Source organism: Georgenia satyanarayanai, assembly GCF_023715365.1.
Classification (GTDB): Bacteria; Actinomycetota; Actinomycetes; order Actinomycetales; family Actinomycetaceae; genus Oceanitalea; species Oceanitalea satyanarayanai_B.
The window spans coordinates 100160-114125 of sequence record NZ_JAMBNZ010000004.1 but is presented as its reverse complement, the minus strand read 5'-3'; the positions used below and the strand labels follow the sequence as shown (position 1 = coordinate 114125).

Annotated in this window: 13 protein-coding genes and 1 pseudogene; 8 read left to right on the top strand and 6 right to left on the bottom strand. The window is 72.8% G+C overall.

The window, feature by feature from the left end; genetic code table 11:
- Positions 1–3: 3 nt before the first annotated feature.
- The 5 genes and pseudogenes from M3148_RS06565 to prfB all read left to right on the top strand — a co-directional run bounded on the left by M3148_RS06565 (position 4) and on the right by prfB (position 3631).
- Positions 4–433, top strand: a pseudogene (locus M3148_RS06565) (organic hydroperoxide resistance protein).
- A gap of 68 nt (positions 434–501) precedes the next feature.
- Positions 502–1716, top strand: coding sequence for a multidrug effflux MFS transporter (locus M3148_RS06560; protein ID WP_251303887.1), 1215 nt, complete (start codon positions 502–504; stop codon positions 1714–1716).
- A complete protein-coding gene (locus M3148_RS17790) occupies positions 1713–1847 on the top strand; it encodes a hypothetical protein (protein WP_285883518.1) in 135 nt (44 codons plus the stop codon). Before M3148_RS06560 ends, M3148_RS17790 begins: the two co-directional genes overlap by 4 nt.
- A gap of 10 nt (positions 1848–1857) precedes the next feature.
- Complete coding sequence (locus M3148_RS06555) at positions 1858–2460, top strand: LysE/ArgO family amino acid transporter (protein WP_251303886.1); 603 nt, start codon at positions 1858–1860, stop codon at positions 2458–2460.
- A 49-nt stretch (positions 2461–2509) separates the two neighbouring features.
- Complete coding sequence (gene prfB / locus M3148_RS06550) at positions 2510–3631, top strand: peptide chain release factor 2 (RefSeq protein WP_251303885.1); 1122 nt, start codon at positions 2510–2512, stop codon at positions 3629–3631.
- Positions 3632–3647: 16 nt separating this feature from the next.
- Here the strand turns inward: prfB and M3148_RS06545 are convergent, their stop codons facing one another.
- The 5 genes from M3148_RS06545 to M3148_RS06525 all read right to left on the bottom strand — a co-directional run bounded on the left by M3148_RS06545 (position 3648) and on the right by M3148_RS06525 (position 9972).
- Positions 3648–4889, bottom strand: a complete 1242-nt coding sequence (locus M3148_RS06545; protein WP_251303884.1) for a sensor histidine kinase — start codon at positions 4887–4889, stop codon at positions 3648–3650.
- A 4-nt stretch (positions 4890–4893) separates the two neighbouring features.
- A complete protein-coding gene (locus tag M3148_RS06540) occupies positions 4894–7026 on the bottom strand; it encodes an MMPL family transporter (RefSeq protein ID WP_251303883.1) in 2133 nt (710 codons plus the stop codon).
- A 65-nt stretch (positions 7027–7091) separates the two neighbouring features.
- On the bottom strand, positions 7092–7730 hold the full coding sequence (locus tag M3148_RS06535; protein ID WP_251303882.1) for a response regulator: 639 nt from the start codon (positions 7728–7730) through the stop codon (positions 7092–7094).
- Between the two features lie 37 nt (positions 7731–7767).
- Positions 7768–9447, bottom strand: coding sequence for a DHA2 family efflux MFS transporter permease subunit (locus M3148_RS06530; protein WP_251303881.1), 1680 nt, complete (start codon positions 9445–9447; stop codon positions 7768–7770).
- A 30-nt stretch (positions 9448–9477) separates the two neighbouring features.
- Positions 9478–9972 (bottom strand): DUF2871 family protein, encoded by a 495-nt coding sequence (locus tag M3148_RS06525; protein WP_251303880.1) that lies wholly within the window; start codon positions 9970–9972, stop codon positions 9478–9480.
- A gap of 199 nt (positions 9973–10171) precedes the next feature.
- Here M3148_RS06525 and ftsE point away from each other — a divergent pair, with 199 nt between their 5' ends.
- From ftsE to M3148_RS06510, 3 genes are read left to right on the top strand one after another with little or no spacing between them, the layout of a single operon-like run.
- Positions 10172–10861: a cell division ATP-binding protein FtsE gene (gene ftsE / locus M3148_RS06520; RefSeq protein ID WP_251303879.1), complete on the top strand. Its 690-nt coding sequence runs from the start codon at positions 10172–10174 to the stop codon at positions 10859–10861.
- 5 nt (positions 10862–10866) lie between these two features.
- Positions 10867–11781 carry a permease-like cell division protein FtsX gene (gene ftsX / locus M3148_RS06515; protein WP_251303878.1) on the top strand — a complete coding sequence of 305 codons (915 nt, stop codon included), beginning with the start codon at positions 10867–10869 and terminating at the stop codon, positions 11779–11781.
- A 1-nt stretch (position 11782) separates the two neighbouring features.
- Entirely contained in the window at positions 11783–13255 is a 1473-nt protein-coding gene (locus tag M3148_RS06510; protein ID WP_251303877.1) for a M23 family metallopeptidase, read from the top strand.
- Between the two features lie 67 nt (positions 13256–13322).
- Here M3148_RS06510 and M3148_RS06505 read toward each other — a convergent pair whose 3' ends face one another.
- Positions 13323–13919, bottom strand: a complete 597-nt coding sequence (locus tag M3148_RS06505) for a GDSL-type esterase/lipase family protein (protein ID WP_251303876.1) — start codon at positions 13917–13919, stop codon at positions 13323–13325.
- Positions 13920–13966: the final 47 nt, after the last annotated feature.

Here is a 13966-nt window from a genome sequence, read left to right as displayed (position 1 = left end):
CCGATGGTGGGGTGGTCGAAGCCCACCGCTGAAGCACTGTCCACCGGCGCCGGCCGCGACGGCCGCGTGAGCACCCCCGACGGCCGCCTCGACCTCGACATGGCCGTCTCCAAGGAGATGGGCGGCTCGCGGGAACGGCGCCAACCCTGAGCCCCTCCTCGCCGCGGGCTTCGCTGCCTGCTTCCACTCCGCCCTGCAGGGCGTCGCCCGCCAGACCGGGGTCGACGTCCAGGGTTCGACCGTCGGCGGGCGCGTCGACATCGGCAGACGCGCGGACGGCGGCTTCGGCCTCGCCGTCACCCTCGAGGTCGCGCTCCCGGAGCTGCCGCACGAGGAGGCCCAGCAGCTCGCCGACAAGGCCCACGAGGTCTGCCCCTACTCCCACGCCACCCGCGGCAACATCGACGTCACCGTCACCGTCTCGGACGACTGAGTCAGGAGTCACACCGCCGTTGCGGACCTCGACTCGGGCGAGCCCCGGCGGTGGTGCACGATTGTCCGGTGACCAACCTCGCCCCACGGTCCCCGCGGCCCAGTGCGAAGTTCATCCTCCTCGTCGGCGTCATGGCCGCGCTGCCCGCGGTCACCACCGACATGTACCTCCCGTCGCTGCCCGTCGTGGCGACCGAGCTCGACACGACGCCCGCCCTCGTCCAGGGCACCATCACCGGCGTCCTCATCGGCGGTGCGCTGGGCCAGCTCCTCGCCGGCCCGCTGTCCGACCGCTTCGGCCGGCGCCGCCCCGTGATGGTCGGCGTCCTGCTCCACGTCATCGCCTCGGTGCTGTGCATCTTCGCGGCCGGCATCGTCCCGCTGCTCGTCCTGCGCGTCATCCAGGGCATCGGGAACGCGGCCGCGACGACGACGGCGATGGCCGTCATCCGCGACCGCTACAGCGGGGCCACCGCCTCGGCGATCCTCTCCCGGCTCATGCTCGTCATCGGCATCGCGCCCCTGCTCGCCCCGACGGCGGGCAGCCTCGTCGCCGACATCGCCGGCTGGCGCGCCGTCTTCGGTGTGCTCGCCGCGCTGGGCGTGGCGCTCATGCTCTCCATGTGGCGCTTCCTGCCCGAGTCCCTGCCCCCGGAGCGACGCCGCAGCGAGGGGGTGGGCGGGGCGCTGCGCGGCTACCGGGTGCTGCTGCGCGACCGGCAGTTCGTCGCGCTCGCGATCCTCCCAGGCCTGGGCCTGGGCGCCCTCATGAGCTACGTCGCGGGCTCGCCCTTCGTCTTCCAGGAGCAGTACGGGCTCGGGGAGACCCAGTTCGCGCTCCTCTTCGCCCTCAACGGCATCGGCCTCGTCCTCGGCGCGCAGGTCAACGCCGCCATCGTCCAGCGCTTCGACCCGCTCCACATCATGCGGGTGGCGGTGCCGATCGCGCTCGTGCTCGCCGTCGCCCTCTACGTCATCGCCTTCCGCGACATCGCCGGACTCGTGGGGATTGTCGTCCCACTCTGGCTGCTCCTCGCCGTCAACTCCGTGGTGCCGCCCAACGCGAGCGCCCTCGCGCTCAGCCGCCACGGCGAGCGAGCAGGCTCCGCAGCCGCGCTCATCGGTGCCGCCCAGGCCGGTCTCGCCGGGGTCGTGAGCCCGCTCGTCGGCGTCCTCGGTGAGGACGCCGTCGCGATGGCTACGGTCATCATCGGGGTCATGGTGCTGGCCTTCATCGTGCTGGCCATCGGGACGCCTGCCTACAGACGGAAGGAACGGCGATGAGCGACCTGCCCCCGGAGCTCCGTGACGACGGCGACCGGCACCGGCCCGTGCAGCCCCTGTGGTGGCGGGTGGCGACGGCCGTCATCGCCGTCGTCCTCATCGCGATGGTCGTCATCGCCTACACCTTCTGAGCCGCCGGCCGTGCTCAGCGTCGCGCTGACCGGGCTCGTCACCGGGCTGTCCCTCATCGTCGCCATCGGCGCGCAGAACGCCTTCGTCCTGCGCCAGGGCCTGACCCGCAGGCACGTCGGTCTCGTCGTCGCCATCTGCGCGCTGTCCGACGCACTGCTCATCACGGTCGGGGTCAGCGGCGTGGGCTCGGTCGTCGCCGGCAACCCGGTGCTCCTCACGGTGCTGCGGTGGGCCGGGGCGGCCTACCTCACCGCCTACGGGCTGCGCTCCATGCGCGACGCCCGCCGCCCGCAGACGCTCGAGGCGCGCGAGGCCGGCCCGGCCACCCGCCGCCAGGTGGCTCTCACCGCCCTCGCCCTCACCTACCTCAACCCGCACGTGTACCTCGACACCGTCCTGCTGCTCGGCTCGATCGGGAACCAGCACGGCGAGGTGGGGCGGTGGTGGTTCGCGGCCGGGGCCGTCGCAGGCAGCGTCACCTGGTTCACCGCCCTCGGCCTCGGGGCCCGCGCCGCCGCCCCCGCGCTGCGCCGCCCCGGCACCTGGCGGGTGCTCGACGCCGTCATCGGGGCCGTCATGGTCGCCCTCGCCGTGGGGCTCGTCGTCGGCTGAGCGGCAGCCGTGACTCCTGGGCGCGCGCCATCGCGTAGCCTGGGTGACCGTGGCCATCGACTTCCCGAACGAGATCCAGCACCTGCGCTCCACCTACCGTGCCATCAGCGCGGTGACGGACCCGGACGCCCTGCGCGCGCAGATCGCCGAGCTCTCCGAGAAGGCCGGCGCCCCCGACCTGTGGGACGACCAGGACGCCGCCCAGGCGGTGACCAGCCAGCTCTCCCACGCCCAGGCCGAGCTCAGCCGCGTCGAGCGGATGGGCCAGCGCATCGAGGACCTCGAGGCGCTCGTCGAGCTCGGTGAGGAGGAGGACGGCGCGGACGCCGACGCCTTCCTCCACGATGCCGAGGCCGAGCTCACCGCCATCCGCAAGGACCTCGAGGACCTCGAGGTCCGCACCCTCCTGTCCGGGGAGTACGACCAGCGCGAGGCCGTCGTGACGATCCGCGCGGGTGCCGGTGGGGTCGATGCCGCCGACTTCGCCGAGATGCTCATGCGCATGTACCTGCGCTGGGCCGAGCGGCACGGCTACCCGACCAAGGTGCTCGACACGTCCTACGCCGAGGAGGCCGGCCTCAAGAGCGTGACCTTCGAGGTCAAGGCGCCCTACGCCTTTGGCCACCTCTCCGTCGAGGCCGGCACGCACCGCCTCGTGCGGATCTCCCCCTTCGACAACCAGGGCCGGCGGCAGACCTCCTTCGCCGCCGTCGAGGTCATCCCGCTCATCGAGCAGACCGACCACGTCGAGATCCCCGAGTCGGAGATCAAGGTCGACGTCTTCCGCTCCTCCGGCCCGGGCGGCCAGTCGGTCAACACGACCGACTCCGCGGTGCGCATGACCCACATCCCCACCGGGATCGTCGTCTCGATGCAGAACGAGAAGTCCCAGATCCAGAACCGCGCCGCCGCGCTGCGCGTCCTGCAGTCCCGCCTGCTCCTCGTGCGCCAGCAGGAGGAGAACGCCGCGAAGAAGGCGCTCGCCGGCGACGTCAAGGCGAGCTGGGGCGACCAGATGCGCTCCTACGTCCTGCAGCCCTACCAGATGGTCAAGGACCTGCGCACCGAGCACGAGCAGGGCAACCCCTCGGCCGTGTTCGACGGCGAGATCGACGACTTCATCGAGGCCGGCATCCGCTGGCGCAAGCAGCACGAGGGTGACGACGCCTGACCTCACCGCGAGCGCGTCACTCCGTGCCGGGCCTCCCGAGGGGCACGGACGCGCTCACCGCGGTACCCGCGCCGGGCTCGGACTCCACCTGGAGGTCGCCGCCGAGCTCCCGGAGGCGCTCGCGCGATGCACGCAGGCCGTAGCCGCTGCCCGCTGAGGGCGCCGTCTCCGCCACCGTCGCCAGGTCGAAGCCGCGGCCGTCGTCGACGACGTCGAGGCGCACCGACGTGTCCGCCTCCGCCAGCGTCACCACGGTGCGGCGGGCCCCTGCGTGGCGCCTGACGTTGGCCAGCGCCGCCTGAGCGGTCCGGAGCAGCGCGACCTCGACGACGAGCGGGAGCGCGTGCACGTCCCCCTCCACCCGCAGCTCCGTCCGCACGCCCGTCTCGTCCTCGAACCTCGAGGCGATCCTTCGCAGGGCCTCGTGCAGACCCGACTCCAGGGTGGCGGGCGCCAGTGCTGCGACCACCCGGCGGGCCTCGTCCAGGTGTTCCCCGGCGCTGCGCTCGATCTGGCCGAGCAGGCGCCGGTGCTCGCCGGGCTCCTCGGTGGCGCCGCTCGCCCGGGCCAGTAGCAGGATGGAGAAGAACCCCTGGGCCAGCGTGTCGTGGATGTCGCGGGACAGACGCGTCCGCTCGGACAGGACACCGGCTTCCCGCTGGGTCGCGGCAAGCTCGGCGTGGAGCACCTCCGCCTCCTCCTGGGCCGCGTACAGGGAGCTGACGAGCCGTTGCCGCTCGACGCTGTCCCGCACGACGGCGTGCACCCCGCGGGACAGTGCGACGGCGAAGGTCCCGCCGACCACCGGACCGACGACCCCGGCGACGGTGAGCTCACCCGCGTGCCACGGGCCCATCACGACTGCGGCGAGGACCAGCAGACTCACCGGGACTGCGACGCGCAGAGGGAGCAGGTGGCCGGCGAGGAGCCACAGCGAGAAGGCCACCCACACCATCTCCGGTGAGACGACGACCGTCACCAGCCAGCAGAGCACGAGCCCCAACAGCCACCACCCGCCCGTCCCGAGCGCCCGGACGGGGCGGTCCTCCAGGGGGCTGGTGACGAGCAGGTCGACATGGGTGTCGGCGGAACGCGCTCCCGCGGCGTACCACAGCACCAGGAGGGCGACGGACAGCAGCAGCGGGCCGGACACGGACGCAGTGCTCAGCGCCCGGCCCACGCACACGGCGGTGAGCACCGCGAACAGGGCGTGCTGGACCAGCACGAGGCGTCGGATGGTCATGACAGGGCCGCTCATCCCGTCATCGTGACAGGGCGTGCTCCGTGGCCGCCACGTCGACGTCGTCAGAGCCGACGGCGTGGGACGGGCGGCTGGGCCACCAGAAGCGCTCGCCCAGGACGGTGATGAGGGCGGGCACGAGCAACGTGCGCACCACGAGGGTGTCGACGACCACGCCCAGGCTGACGATGAGGCCGAGCTGGCCCAGCGTCACCAGTGGCAGGATGCCGAGTGCGGCGAAGACCCCGGCGAGGACGATCCCCGCACTGGTGATGACGACGCCCGTGGTCCTCACACCGTGCACGACGGCGGCGCGCGTCCCGACCTGCGCGGCCTCGTGGCGCACCCGGTGGACGAGGAAGATCGTGTAGTCGATGCCCAGGGCGACGAGGAAGAGGAACGCGAGCACCGGGACCGGTGTGTCCAGGGCAGGGAAGCCGAAGAGCTGGCGGCCCAGCCAGGCGCCGGCACCGATGGTGGCGAGAGTGCTGGCGATGTTGATCCCCAGGAGCACCACCGGTGCGACGAGGGACCGCAGCAGCAGGGCGAGGGTGAGCGCGACGACGGCGAGGACGAGCGGGGCGATGAGCCACAGGTCGGACTCGGCGCCGGCCCGGACGTCCACGTCGGTCGCCGGGGCGCCACCGACCAGTGCCTCGGCGCCCGGCACTCCGTGGACCGCCGCACGCAGGTCCTGCACGACATCACGCTCGTGCTCCGAGCCGGGGGCGGCGTCGCTGATGACGGACAGGGTGGTGATGTCCCCGGCGGTGGAGGGCGCGGAAGCACCGACGCCGACGGACCGGACCCCGGAGACGGCAGCCGCGGCCTGCTCGACCGCGTCGGCGTGCTGCGTCCTCGCGACGACGAGCAGCGGCTGGGCGGAGCCGGCGGGGAAGTGCTCGGCGATGGTCTCCAGGCCGTCGGCGGACTCCGCCGCGACCCGGAAGCGTTCGGTCTGGCTCAGGCCGACCTCGGTACCGATCAGACCGGTGGCCATGACGGCGAGGAGCACCGCGCCGGCGCCGAGCACCTGCCAGGGACGACGCGCCACCGCCGTCGCCACGGCGCCCCAGGGGTCGCGGCGCAGCGACGGGCGGGCATCGGCCGTGACGGAGGTACCTGCGTCGTCGCCGGCAGCCGGCCGCGGGACGAAGGGCCAGAAGGCGCCCCGGCCGACCACGGCCAGCGCTGCGGGCAGGGCGAGCAGGGCGGCGGCGAGCGCCACCAGCAGCCCCACGGCGGCGGCGACACCGATGCCCCTGGTCCCCGGGATCGTGGCGAGGACGAGAGTCGCCAGGGCCAGGACGACGGAGATGTTGCTGGCCAGGATCGCGGGGACGGTCCCGCGCCAGGCGACAGCCAGTGCCTGCCGGTGGTCCTCGTGCCTGCGCAGCTCCTCGCGGTAGCGGGAGATGAGGAGCAGCGCGTAGTTCGCGCCCGCCCCGAAGACGAGCACGCTGATGATGCCGGCGTCGAAGTTGAGGTCGAGAGCCGCTCCCAGGCGCGCCGTGAGGACCGCCGCGACCTGGTCGGCGAGGCCGACGACGGCGACGGGCACGAGCCACAGCACCGGGGAGCGGTAGGTGAGCAGGAGCAGCAGCGCGACGATGCCGACCGTGATGAGGAGCAGCCGCACGTTCGCGCCGTCGAAGGAGGCGGCGAGGTCCGCGCCGAAGGCCGGACCGCCGGTCGTCTCCACGGTGAGCGTGTCCGGCAGCTCTGCCGCCACGGTCGTGCGCACCTCGTCGACGAGCTCGCGCAGGGCGCCGCTGTCCTCGCCGTCGACCGAGACCGGGACCTGGAGCAGGGCGGCCAGGCCGTCGCTGCTGGGGATCGGTCCGGCGACGTCACCGGTCGTCGGCAGCTGGCCACCGAGCCGTCCGAGCATGCCGAGGTCCTCTTCCGTGAGGGCGGTGCCGTCGGCGCGGGTGGTCACCAGCACGAGGTGCTGCACGTCGGCGCCGGGAAGCTCGGCGAGCAGCTCACCTGCGCGAGCCGACTCCGAGGCCGGAGGGGCGGCGCCGTGGTCGTTGACGACCTCGGCGCCGCGGAGCCCACCGATGACGGCGACCGCCAGCAGCAGTGAGCAGATCAGGGTGATCCAGGCGCCGCGGCGGCTGGTCAGGTGGCGAGGGAGGGAGGTGAGGAGCACGTCTCGAACCTACGAGCGCGCCGTGGCCGGTCTCGACCCCGCCACCTCGACCCTTCGGTTGACCCTCAGTCGATGAGGCCGGCCGACCGGGCGGCGGCCACCGCGGCAGTCCGGTTGTCCACGCCGAGCTTGGCGAAGGCATGGTTGAGATGGGTCTTGACCGTCGCCTCGCTGATGAAGAGCTCGCGCGCGGTCTCCTTGTTCGAGCGCCCCCGCGCGACGAGCGTGAGCACCTCCAGCTCGCGTGCGCTCAGGCCGGCCTGGCGGCTGCGCATGGTGGCGACGACCCGCTCGGTCAGCTCAGGGCTGAGGACCGACTCCCCCGCCCGGGCCCGGTGGATCGCCGTGACGATCTCCTCCGGTGCGGCGTCCTTGAGCAGGTAGCCGGCCGCGCCGGCCTCCACGGCCCGCACGATGTCAGCGTCGTGGTCGAAGGTCGTGAGGATGAGGACGGCCGGTGCCCCGGGCCCCAGCGCGCCGACCGCCTTGGCGACCGCGACGCCGTCGAGCCCTGTGCCGAGGCGGAGGTCGCACAGCACGACGTCGGGGCGGGCGCTCGCGACCATCACGAGCGCGCCCGCCCCGTCGGCTGCCTCACCCACGACGTGGAGCCCGGGCTGGGCGTCCAGCAGCGCGCGCAGCCCCGCGCGGACGACGGGGTGGTCGTCGACGACGAGGACCCGGACGGGTGGGACGGGCGTCACCGGTCGTCCTCGGTCCCGCTCGCAGCGCGCAGCGCCGTCACGACGTCGCCCTCCTCCTGGTGTCCTGCGGACCTCGGGCGGCCGCAGCGACGCGCGTGGCGGCGACCAGCCCGAGCAGGAGGAAGGCTCCGGCGACCCCGAGCGCGCCGCGGGTGGCGTCCGCGAAGCCGGTGGCCAGCGCGTCGACGACCTCGGGGCCCTGGGCGCCGAGGTCGCTGCTGGTGCCCTGGGCCCGCAGACCCGAGATGAGGTTCCCGGCGGACGCGCTGGTGGCCTCCGCCAGCTGGGTCGACTGCGCCGCGGGGAGCCCGACGTCCTCCAGCGCGCTGGGCACGGTGGTGCTGAGCATGACGGCGAGGGCGGCCCCGACGACGGCGGTGCCCAGCGCGGAGCCCACCTGACGGACGGTCGACTGGGTGGCCGAGCCCTGCCCAGACTCCTCGGGCGGGACCTCGCCGAGCGTCGTGCCGGTCAGCTGGGCGGAGGCGAGCCCGAGGCCGACCCCGTAGACGACGAGCGCCGCGGCCACCAGCCACGGCGACACCGTCGCCGACGTGAGGAGAGCCACGCCGGCGACGCCGACCAGCTCCAGCACCAGGCCGATGACCACGACCTGCGGGGCGCCGACGCGGGCGGCGAGGTGGCGCGCTGAGGCCCCGGAGACGAAGGCGCCCAGCGCCATCGCGGCGAGCACGAGTCCCGCGCCCATCGTCGACAGTCCCAGCGCGTTCACGAGGAACAGCGGGAGGACGAAGATGATGCCGAACTCGCCCACCGCGACCGCCATCGCGGCGGTGTTGCCCCAGCGAAAGGTGGGGATGGCGAACAGCGAGAGGTCCAGCAGCGCGGAACGGCGCACCCGGGCGCGGTGCTGCTCCCACAGGATGAGGCCCGCCAGCAGGGCCAGCGCTCCGACGACGAGCACCGGCACGGGCGAGACGGGGGCACTTCGTGGCCAAGTCAGACCGAGCAGCTGTGCATCGGCCTGCGGGCGCCACCACCCCAGCGACTCGCCCTCGATGAGGCCGAAGACGAGCGCACCGAAGCCGAGCGCGGACAGGACCAGCCCCACCACGTCCAGTCCGGGGACGTCGATGCGGGTCCGCGTCTCCGGGACCCACAGATAGGCGCCGACGATGACGAGGACGCCCACCGGCAGGTTGACGAGGAAGATCCAGGGCCAGGTGAACGACGTCGTCAGCCAGCCCCCGAGCAGCGGACCGATGGCCGCGGCGCCGGAGATCACCGCGCCCCACACCCCGAACGCCGCTGCCCGGTCGCGACCGCGGAAGGTCGCGTTCACGGTGGACAGGGTGGCGGGCAGCACTGCCGCCGCCCCGACGCCCTGGACGAGGCGCCCCCCGATCAGCGCGCCGGCGTCGCCGGCGGTTGCTGCGACGAGGGAACCCACGAGGAAGAGCAGCACCCCGGCGACCAGGAGGCGGCGCCGGCCGAGACGGTCGCCCAGCCGGCCGGCGGTCAGCAGCAGCGCGGCCAGGACGACGGCGTAGGACGCGGTCACCCACTGCGCGGTGCTGAGGTCCAGGCCGAGATCGGCGACGATGTCGGGTATGGACACCGCGACGATCGTGCCGTCGATGACGACCATCGACAGGGCGACGGCCAGCACCACCAGGGCCCGCCACCGGTCGGGGGACGCGGTGTCGTCCGGCTCGTCCTCCGCAGCGGACCTGCCTGTCGGTGACGTGCCCTTCATCTCGCTCCCCTGGTCACGATGTGCGGCCGCTCAGGACGCGGCGCCATCACCCACGACGGTGCCCGCATCGGCCGTCCGCGGCAAGGCGTGGTCGCCTCGCGCTCGCACGGCGCGGTCCAGCGCGAGGAAGAGCAGGACGAGTGCAGCGGTCAGCACCGTGTGGCCCAGGCCCGAGACACCGGCGAGGGCGGGGGAGTCGAAACCAGGGGTGTCGCTCACCTGCATCGTGCCCTTGACGAGCATGCCGATGCTCGTCAGTCCCAGGCCGACCTGCCACAGCCACACGGCCCAGCGGAACCGTGAGTCGGTCTGGAGCGAGGGCAGCTGCGCCGCGAGCGCGAGGAGCACGAGGAGCATCACCGTCCCCAGCACCAGCGTATGGGTGTGGACGACGGCGAGCTGGGTGCCGGCGATCTGCCGGGTGCCGGCCAGCCCGTAGTGCTTGGTCATCTCCCGGTAGAAGAGCCCGCTGGCGAGACCGATCCCGGTCCATGCCGCGGACAGACGAACGAGCAACTTGAGCATGCGAACAACCTTTCTCCTGGGTACCGCCCACGCTAAGGAGCCGCGGGCGCCGGTCCCACCGCCCGGCGTCATCCCTTCGGTTGACTCCCTGCCCCCTCGAGCCGGCGGCGTGTCGTGGGCCGGCGTGGGCACCGGCGTGCCTACTCTCGACAGAGGCCAGAGTTCCGCCTTCCCCCACTTCCGAGACTGGCCGCAGAGCATGATTCGATTCGAGAACGTCTCCAAGGTGTACGCCAGGGGCGCGCGACCCGCGCTGGACCAGGTGACCCTGGAGATCGAGCGCGGCGAGTTCGTCTTCCTCGTCGGCCAGTCCGGCTCCGGGAAGTCGACCCTCCTGCGCCTCGTCCTGCGCGAGGAGCGCGCCACGTCGGGTCAGGTCTTTGCCCTGGGCCGGGACCTGTCCACGGTCTCCCAGTGGCGTGTGCCCCAGCTGCGCCGCCAGATCGGCATGGTCTTCCAGGACTTCCGGCTGCTGCCGAACAAGACGGTGTTCGACAACGTCGCCATCGCCCTGCAGGTCATCGGCAAGCCCCGCCACCACGTGCTCACCACGGTCCCGGAGGTCCTGGAGACCGTCGGCCTGGAGGGCAAGGAGAAGCGCATGCCGCACGAGCTGTCCGGCGGTGAGCAGCAGCGCGTGGCCATCGCCCGCGCATTCGTCAACCGGCCGGCGATCCTGCTGGCAGACGAGCCCACCGGCAACCTCGACCCGACGACGTCGATCGGGATCATGCGGCTGCTCGACCGGATCAACCGGATCGGCACGACGGTGGTCATGGCCACGCACGACGACGAGATCGTCGACCAGATGCGCAAGCGCGTCATCGAGCTCGAGGACGGCCGGACGGTGCGCGACCAGTCGCGCGGCGTCTACGGTGCGGCGAGGTAGGGGCCATGAGACTTCGCTTCGTCCTCTCCCAGCTCGCCTCTGGGCTGCGGCGCAACGTGTCGATGACGATCTCCGTCGTCCTCGTCACCTTCATCTCCCTCGTCTTCGTCGGCGCCGCCGCGCTGCTGCAGATGCAGATCGGCAACATGAAGGACGACTGGTACGACCGCGTCGAGGTCTCCGTCTTCATGTGCCCGCAGGACTCCGCGGTGCCCACCTGCGCCACGGGTGAGGTGAGTGACGACCAGCTCGCCGACATCGAGGAGCTCCTCGCCTCCGAGGCGCTCGCCCCCTACGTCGACGAGGTCTTCTTCGAGACCAAGGAGGAGGCCTACGCGGCCTTCCAGGAGCAGATGCCGGACACGGTGTGGACCCAGTCCCTCACCCCCGAGCAGATGCAGGTCTCCTTCCGGATCAAGCTCGTCGACCCCGAGCAGTACCAGGTGGTCGCCGACGAGCTCACCGGCCGGCCCGGTGTCGAGGACGTCGTGGACCAGCGCGCGCTCCTCGAGCCGCTCTTCCTCATCCTGGACCGCGCCACGCTCCTCGCCGTCGCCCTCGCCGGCGTCATGATCGTCACCGCGGTCCTCCTCATCACGACGACGATCCGGCTGTCGGCGATGAGCCGACGGCGCGAGACGTCGATCATGCGGCTCGTGGGCGCCTCCAACCTGTTCATCCAGCTGCCCTTCATGCTCGAGGGCGCGCTCGCCGCGCTCGCCGGTGCGGCACTCGCCGTCGGCGGGCTCTGGCTCGCCGCGCGCTACCTCGTCGAGGGGTGGTTGGCCACGGAGTTCCAGTGGGTGCAGTTCGTCGACACCGGCGACGTCCTGCTCATCGCGCCGCTCCTGGTCGCTGCCGCCATCCTGCTCGCCGGCATCAGCTCGCTGGTGTCACTGAGCCGTTACACGAGGGTCTGACATGACGAGCTCCCGTAGTCCCCGCCGCCTCCGCGCGCTGCTGTCCGCGACGCTCGCCGTCGTGCTTCTCGCCGGTGGCAGCTCCGCCGTCGCCGACTACGACGACGAGATCCGCGAGTACGACCGCCAGCTGCGCCAGCAGCAGGAGGAGCGTGAGGAGCTCGCCCGCGACCGGGAGGCGCTGGAGTCCCGGCTCGAGGGCACCAACGCAGACCTCGCCACCGCTTACCTCGCCCTCGAGGACGCCAACGCGCGCCTCCCGCTGGCCGAGGCCGCACTGGCCGAGGCGCAGGACGCCCTCGCGGCGGCCGAGCGCGAGGAGCAGGCGGTGGCCGACCGCCTCACCCTCGCGGAGAGCGAGCTCGGGGACCTGGGCGAGCAGCTCGCCGAGGGGGACGCGCAGATCGAGTCGACCCGCTCGTCCATCGGTGAGCTCGCCCGCAGCACCTACCGCGGCGGGGCCTCCCTGAGCGGGCTGTCGGTCGTCCTCAACGCGGAGTCGAGCGAGGAGTTCATCCGCCAGACGGCGATCGTGGACACCGCGGTGCGCACCCAGACGAAGGTCATCACCGACCTCGAGACCATCACCGCCGTCAACCGTAACCGCGAGCTGCGCCAGCAGGCGGTGCGCGACCGCATCGACGAGCTCCACGCGCAGGCCGAGGAGGCCGTGGCCGCCGCCGACGAGGCACGGGCCACTGCCGACGCGCACCGCCAGGAGATCGTCGAGATCCAGGAGCAGCAGACCGCCCTGGCCGCCGAGCTCGAGGCGCTGCAGGGCCGGCTCAACGAGGACCTCGCCCGGAAGGAGGCCGACGACGACCGCCTCGCGGGCATCATCGCCGGCATCGAGGCGGACCGTGCGGGCACCGTCGCCGAGCGGGAGGCCGAGCGGCGCGAGCAGGAACGCCGGGAGCGGGAGCGCCGCGCGGCCGCCGCACAGAGCAGCAGCGGGTCCAGCGGTGGCTCCGGCGGTGGCTCGAGCGGTGGCGGCTCGTCCTCGGGCGGTGGCGGCGGCTCCTCCAACGGCGGGGGTGGCAGCAGCTCCGGCTCGATGATCCCGCCGGTACCCAACCCGATGTACGTCACCTCGCCCTACGGCATGCGCATGCACCCGCTCGCCGGCTACGAGTGGTTCCACGCCGGCGTGGACGTGCGCTCCGCGTGCGGCAACCCGCAGGTCGCGGCCGCGAGCGGCACGGTGAAGGCGACCATCCCCGCGCCGGGCAACGCCTCCCACGGCAACCAGGTCATCATCGACCACGGGACGATGAACGGCAGCGGCTACGTCACGGTGACGAACCATCTCAGCCGCTTCAACGTGCGCGCCGGGCAGTGGGTCGACAAGGGCGACGTCGTCGGCTACACCGGCATGACCGGCAACGTCACCGGCTGCCACGTCCACTTCGAGGTGTGGAAGGACGGCTCGACGATCAACCCGATGAACCTCCCGGGCTGGATCCGCAGCAACTAGAACCCACATGTGCCGAGAGCCGGATTCCTCCGCGGAGGAATCCGGCTCTCGGCGCAAGGAGGGGTGGTCAGGCGGGGTGGGGGAGGCCCAGCCAGTCGTGCCAGCCGTTGTGGAGCACGAGCCACGCGAGGAGGCCGTAGCCCGCCTGGCCCGGGTGCACGCCGTCGCCCGCGGCGACGTCGGCCAGCCACTGGTCGTGGGTGCGCAGCGGCGCAAAGGTCTCGACGTAGCGGACCTGACGGCGGGTGGAGACGTCCGCGTAGGCGTCCGAGAGGGCGCCGAGCGCGTCTGCGTCCACCCCGGGACGGGGCGGGGGGCCGACGACGAAGATCTCGACCTGCTGCGAGCGGGCGCTGTCGAGGATGTTGGCGAGGTTGAGGCGGCTGCGCGCCAGCGACAGGCCCGCGGTGAGGTCGGCGGAGCCGAGGGCGACGACGAGCCGGTTGTCGCTGCCGGGGGCGAAACGACGCTGGCACTCGCTCTCCCAGCGTCCCGACAGGGCGGTGGACGTCTCGTCCGGCACCGCCAGGGAGGTGACGAAGAGCGGGTCCTCGCTGCCGGTGCGGGCGACGACGCGCCCCACCCAGCCGAGCCCGCGGGCGTCTCCCATCCCCGCCGACAGCTCGTCGCCGACGACGCAGATCCGCACGTCCCTCTCGCTCACCCTGGCTCCCTTCTCGTCAGTGCCCTGAACCTACCGCGGGCCGGCCC